Genomic DNA, 6,394 nt, shown 5'->3' on the forward strand with positions numbered 1-6,394 from the left:
CAAATGTTGGTTTGGGTTATTTTACCTCCAAACTTCGATGCTTCAAAAAAATATCCCACTTTATTATATGCCCAAGGTGGCCCACAATCGCCCTTGTCTCAATTCTATTCCTATCGTTGGAATTTCCAAGTCATGGCGTCGCAAGGTTATATCATTGTAGCTCCAAATCGTAGAGGGATGCCTGGACATGGTGTGGCTTGGAATGCAGATATTAGTAAAGATTGGGGTGGACAAGTTATGGACGATTATTTAAATGCGATAGATGAACTTGCCAAAGAACCGTATGTAGACAACGACAGACTTGGTGCTATTGGCGCTAGTTTTGGAGGTTATTCGGTGTTTTATTTAGCTGGAATCCACAACAAGCGCTTTAAAACTTTTATTTCTCACGATGGAGTTTTTGATACGCGAAGCATGTACGGCACCACCGAAGAATTGTTTTTTGTAAACAACGATTGGGGAGGAAGTTACTGGGATACAAATAACAAAGTAGCCCAAAAAGCATATAACGAATTCAACCCAATAACCAAAGTTTCAAACTGGGATACGCCTATATTGATTATTCAGGGTGGAAAAGATTTTCGAGTGCCAATCGAACAAGGTTTAAGTGCTTTTCAAGCGGCACAGCTTTTAGATATAAAAAGTAAATTACTGTATTTTCCAGAGGAAAACCACTGGATTCTTCAGCCACAAAACGCCCTGGTTTGGCAAACAGAATTCTTTAAATGGTTAGAAGAAACCTTATAAATTACCAAGAGGCTGTCTAAAAAGGCAGCCTCATTTTGTTTTTAAATTTCACTAAAAGCTATGATTTTTATATTATAGAGCTATGAAAAGCCATGACGTTAGGAAGACCAACACCCAGACACAATTGAGTCTTCACCCACCTAGTTATGATGATTTTATCAAAGAATTACATTGAAGCTGTTTTTGGTAACATAAAACGCAATATAAATTTTAAAAGATTTATGGCAAGAGGTCTTGTCCAAGTAGAAACAGAAATGGGTATCATTGCAATGTCTTATTGCCTTAAATAAAGTAAGTTTAGCAGTCTTAATTCCTTTCTCAAACAACAACAATTCTTAATACATTAATTAACTATAAATTTCTTCACACTTTTTCCTTTAGAGGTTTCTATTTGAGCATAATACATGCCTTTCGCGTAATTAGAAACATTAATTTGCGTGGTGTTTTCTTCTGAAATTATTTGTCCTAAATGATTGTAAATTACTACAGTTTTAAGTTCTGAAGCATTATTTAATTCAATTTTTAAAAAGTCTGAAGTTGGATTTGGATATATTTTTATAGTTTCAGATAATTGGAAATCTGTAAGGCTTAGTTCCATAAACGATCCAAAATCTTGCCAAACAACTGCTGCTTGATAATCTGGAATGGTTCCTGAAGGTACTGTTAATGGAATAGTGTTTATTGGAACATTATCAAAAATAGTAGGATCCACTGTTAGTGGTGTGTTCCAGTTTACGGTAACATTTGTTAAACTTGTACAATTTTGGAACACATAAGTTCCCATACTAGTTACACTCTCTGGAATATTAATGTTGGTTAAATTATTACAATTGGCAAATGCAGAACCATCTATACTAGTAATACTTTCTGGTAAATCAATGCTAGTTAAGTTATTGCAACTATAAAAACATATATAACCAATGGATGTAAGACTATTTGGAAGTTGTATACTCGTTAAACTATCACAGCCATAAAACACTCCTTGTCTTAAAGTTGTTAAACCTTCTGGTAGGAAAATATTTACTAAATTTTCACAATCGCGAAAAACATCAATACCAATAGTGGTAGTACCATCAGGAATAATAATATCTGTTAAACTAGTACAATCACGAAAAGCTTCTCTATCCAAATGGATTAAACCATTAGGTAAGATTATATCTGCTAAACTACCACAGCCCATAAATCCTGCTCGCTCAATACGTGTTAAACTATTTGGTAATGAAACATTAGTGATATTAGTACAATTCTTAAAACCAGAATTGGTAATTTCTGTTACTGTATAACTTATACTGCTATCTGTTACGTTTTCAGGAATAACTAAAACTCCTGTGGGACAGCTATTATACATTTTTACTGACACATAATTATTTGTGGCATCAATTACGGTATATTCTAAAACACCATCATTAAAGGTTTGACTTTGACTTAGGGTTATGCTAAATACGCATAAAAAAGTAAGTAGTAATTTTTTCATCATTATAGATTTTAATTATTAATTCGGTAACACCGTGCAATAATTTTAAGTTATTAGTGCCTAAAATTATATAACGATCTACTATCTTTATGTATCAAGCCTACTAATGGTTAACATTAAATTTTAAAAAATGCTTATTATGTTAAAAGGTTAAAAGAAATCTTATAAAGTATCAAACCCTTTTTTAGTTAAAAAGGGGTTTCTGTTTTTTACGCAATTCACAAACGAATTTACATTTCCTACCGCAATTATCTTCCTATATTTGTAGCTCAAACTATAGAACACATTAAGCATGTCGATGATTTCCTATATCATTTCTCAAACACAACTTCCAGAAGTCTCCGTAAAAAATACTGTAGAATTATTAAATGAAGCCTGTACTATTCCCTTTATTTCACGTTACAGAAAAGAACGCACTGGGAATCTAGATGAAGTCCAAATTGGAGACATCGTTAAATATAAAGAACAATTTGAAGCCTTAGAAAAACGAAAATTCAGTATTTTAAAAGCCCTAGAAGAACAAGGCGTTTTAACGGAGGAATTAAAGAAAAAAATTGAAGCTACTCAAGACTTAACTACGCTGGAAGACTTGTATTTACCTTTCAAAAAAAGCAGAAAAACCAAAGCTGAAACCGCTAGAAAGAATGGGTTAGAACCTTTGGCAAAAATCATTATGAGCCAGAATTCTATCGATTTAGATTCCATAGCTTATAAATATGTAAAAGGAGATATTACTTCTGTTGAAGACGCTTTGGAAGGTGCACGTCATATTATTTCTGAATGGATTAATGAACGTACCGATGTTAGAAATAATATCCGTCAGCAATTAGAACGTTTTGCCATGATTTCAACCAAAGTGGTAAAATCTAAAAAAGACGAGGAAGAGTCTCAAAAATATCGCGATTATTTTGAATGGGAAGAATCTCTTAACAGGATTCCTTCACATAGATTATTAGCTATTTTAAGAGCTGAAAAGGAAGGATTTATCAAATCCAAAATTTCTATAGACGATGAGAAAGCGCTATCCAAAATTGAAGATCGCATCATTCGTTCCAACAATGCTTGTTCTGAACATATTGGCATAGCCATTCAAGATGCTTATAAGCGCTTATTATTTCCTTCTTTATCGAATGAAGCGCTACAAAATGCTAGAGAAAAAGCCGATGCCTCAGCCATTGATGTTTTTGCCAAAAACCTCAAACAATTATTATTAGGTTCTCCTTTAGGTGAAAAACGTGTTTTGGCCATTGATCCCGGATTTAAATCGGGTTGTAAAATTGTGTGTCTGGATGCTCAAGGTAATTTAAAACACAACGAAACCATTTATCCCCACCCTCCAAAAAGTGATGCCCTTGGAGCTATGAAAAAAATAAGTTCTCTATCTGAAGCCTATAAAATTGAAGCTATTGCCATTGGAAACGGAACAGCATCGAGAGAAACCGAAGCGCTCATTAGAAAGATTCATTTTAAAAACGATATTCAGGTGTTTGTGGTTAGTGAAGCGGGTGCTAGTATTTATTCAGCTTCAAAAATTGCAAGAGACGAATTTCCAAATTATGATGTCACGGTTCGCGGCTCGGTTTCCATAGGAAGGCGTTTGCAGGATCCGTTGGCCGAATTGGTAAAGATTGATGCTAAATCTATTGGTGTTGGACAATATCAGCATGATGTGGACCAAACCAAACTTAAAAACGAATTGGATACCGTTGTGGAAAGCTGTGTGAATTCGGTAGGTGTTAATATTAATTCGGCTAGTACATCCTTATTGAGTTATGTTTCTGGAATTGGACCGAAACTAGCTGAAAACATTTTTAATTATAGAGCGGAACATGGCGTTTTCAAATCCAGAAATGCCATAAAAAAAGTACCACGTTTGGGAGACAAAGCTTTTGAACAAGGTGCTGCTTTTTTACGCATTAAAGACGCTAAAAACCCGTTGGATGATTCGGCAGTGCATCCAGAAAGTTATCCGATTGTTGAGAAAATGGCTAAGGATTTGGGAAAGCCCATTTCAGATTTGATAGGAAACTCCACCCTACTCGAAAAATTAGACTTAAAAAAATATTGTACAGACTCTGTAGGTTTACCAACACTTCAAGATATTATCAAAGAGTTGGAAAAACCCGGATTGGATATTCGTGAGCAAGCTAAAGTCTTTACTTTTAATCAAAATATAAAGTCTATCACCGATTTACAAGAAGGACAACTTCTTCCTGGCATTGTAAATAACATTACCAATTTTGGAGCTTTTGTAGATGTTGGCATAAAAGAAAGTGGTTTGATCCATGTTTCCAATCTTTCAGATAGTTTTGTAAGCGATGTCAACGCACATGTAAGTCTGCATCAACAAGTTATTGTAAAAGTCTTGGAAGTAGATGTGGCACGAAAACGCATTCAATTAAAACTTCACAAGTAAAAACTGGATAATATTTAACCATAAGTGGCTAATTTAGTCTCATTATAATCCTTAAAGACTACGTACCTTTGCAGCTTCAAATTAAGAAGCTAAATAGTTTTCGTATGAAAAAGCCAAGAATCGCTTTAGTTATTGGAATATTCTGTATTTCTGTATTCCCTATTTTGGTTAAATTAAACCTAACTCCTGGAGTTATTTCAGCATTTTACAGGATGTTGTTTTCTTTGCTATTGCTACTACCATATGCCTTATTAAGCAAGCAATTTAAAATGCCCACTTTAAAAATGGGTGTATTAGCCATTATCTCTGGTGTTATTTTCGGGAGTGACGTGGCTGTTTGGAATATTGCTATTCAGGAATCGACTGCTACCCAAGCATCTTTACTAACTAATTTATCACCTGTTTGGTTGGGTGTTTTTTCTTTGTTTTTTTTAAAGGATAAACCTAAAACCAATTTTTGGATAGGCACAATCATCGCAGTTTTTGGCATGATGATGTTGGTTGGCTTCACTGTATTTCAAACCCTTGATTTTGATTTAGCATTTAGTTTTGGAATCCTTTCCGGTGTCTTTTATGCCATCTATATGCTCATTAGTAAAGAGGTTTTGAAATCTATGAATGTTATTTCATTTATGACCATTACTTTGGCATCTTCCTCGCTGTATTTAGGAGGTGTGAGTTATGCCTTAGACGAACCTTTTACCGGCTTTTCTAATGCAGGTTGGTTGGTGTTGGTTGTTCAAGCCATTGTATGTCAGTTGGCAGCTTGGTTGCTAATTAGCTATGCTACTCAGCACATGCGCGCCACGAGAGTTTCTGTTAGTTTATTAGGTCAAGGTATTTTGGCTTCCATTCTAGCTTGGTTATTTATAGATGAAGCCATTTCTTTACAAATGGTTTTAGGTGGTCTTGTTTTGCTGTTTGGCATCCGAGTGACTTTCTACGAGAAACAGATATTTTCATCTATACATTTTAAGAAAAAACCTGTTAAAAAGTTGATTTAAAAGCAGCTAACAATTAACTTTTTCTAATATTAGTTGAGAAATGCAGAGGTGTTCTATATTATCTTTTCAAGGATACCTCTAGATTCACTTCCATAAATACCATCCACAGTTATCTTGTGTTTTTTTTGAAAAGCTCTCAATGCCATTTCTGTCTTAGGACCAAAAACACCATCGACCGTTCCGCTTAAAAACTCCAATTGTTTTAAAAGTTGTTGTAATTGTTTCACATGATTGTTGCTATCACCTTGTCTAAGATAACCTGTTGGAATTGGAATAGAACTAGTGTCTGAAGCTGTTAAACTTCTAAATTCCAGAATCCTATCTAAAGCGAAGGTCTGAATGTTTACCTCATTGTCCTGGTTGCCTCCAATACAATAAATAGATTTTCCGCTTTTGGTAAAACCCATAAAAAAGCCTACATGACCTTTCCAACCAGCTCTACTTCCTCGCCAAAAAACAACAATGTCTCCAGGTTGAGGCCAAATAGTTTTTTCGCCAACTTGCAACCAACTTCTAGCATCTGCTTTATTAGATCTCGGTAAATTGGCTTGTAAAGCCACCCAATTAGCAAAAATACTGCACCAAGCAACCTCATCGTTTCCAAAGTTTAAACCTGTTGTTTCTTGATATTCTAAAATGCGCTCGTTGTGCTTGTCTCCAATAATTTCTTTTTGGCCGAGTTCGCCCAAGGCAATTTTTAATGTATCTCCTAGCATATCTATTAAATTTTAAAGATTAATACGATTGCTATTT

General features: G+C 34.6%; 5 protein-coding genes. 3 read left to right on the forward strand and 2 right to left on the reverse strand.

Going from position 1 to position 6,394, the window contains the following annotated elements:
- A partial coding sequence (locus VKY47_RS13745; protein WP_324313410.1) for an alpha/beta hydrolase family protein occupies positions 1 to 747 on the forward strand: 747 nt, incomplete at its 5' end.
- Between the two features lie 343 nt (positions 748 to 1,090).
- On the opposite strand, the gene VKY47_RS13750 is transcribed toward VKY47_RS13745, so the two are convergent.
- Positions 1,091 to 2,224, reverse strand: a complete 1,134-nt coding sequence (locus VKY47_RS13750) for a leucine-rich repeat domain-containing protein (RefSeq protein WP_324313411.1) — start codon at positions 2,222 to 2,224, stop codon at positions 1,091 to 1,093.
- 289 nt (positions 2,225 to 2,513) lie between these two features.
- On the opposite strand from VKY47_RS13750, the gene VKY47_RS13755 reads away from it, so the two are divergent.
- Positions 2,514 to 4,637, forward strand: coding sequence for a Tex family protein (locus tag VKY47_RS13755; RefSeq protein ID WP_414731233.1), 2,124 nt, complete (start codon positions 2,514 to 2,516; stop codon positions 4,635 to 4,637).
- A gap of 104 nt (positions 4,638 to 4,741) precedes the next feature.
- On the forward strand, positions 4,742 to 5,641 hold the full coding sequence (locus VKY47_RS13760) for a DMT family transporter (protein ID WP_324313412.1): 900 nt from the start codon (positions 4,742 to 4,744) through the stop codon (positions 5,639 to 5,641).
- Positions 5,642 to 5,694: 53 nt separating this feature from the next.
- On the opposite strand, the gene VKY47_RS13765 is transcribed toward VKY47_RS13760, so the two are convergent.
- Positions 5,695 to 6,357, reverse strand: a complete 663-nt coding sequence (locus tag VKY47_RS13765; protein WP_324313413.1) for a C40 family peptidase — start codon at positions 6,355 to 6,357, stop codon at positions 5,695 to 5,697.
- Positions 6,358 to 6,394: the final 37 nt, after the last annotated feature.

Source organism: Xanthomarina sp. (assembly GCF_035306705.1).
In the GTDB taxonomy this organism is placed as follows: Bacteria; Bacteroidota; Bacteroidia; order Flavobacteriales; family Flavobacteriaceae; genus Xanthomarina.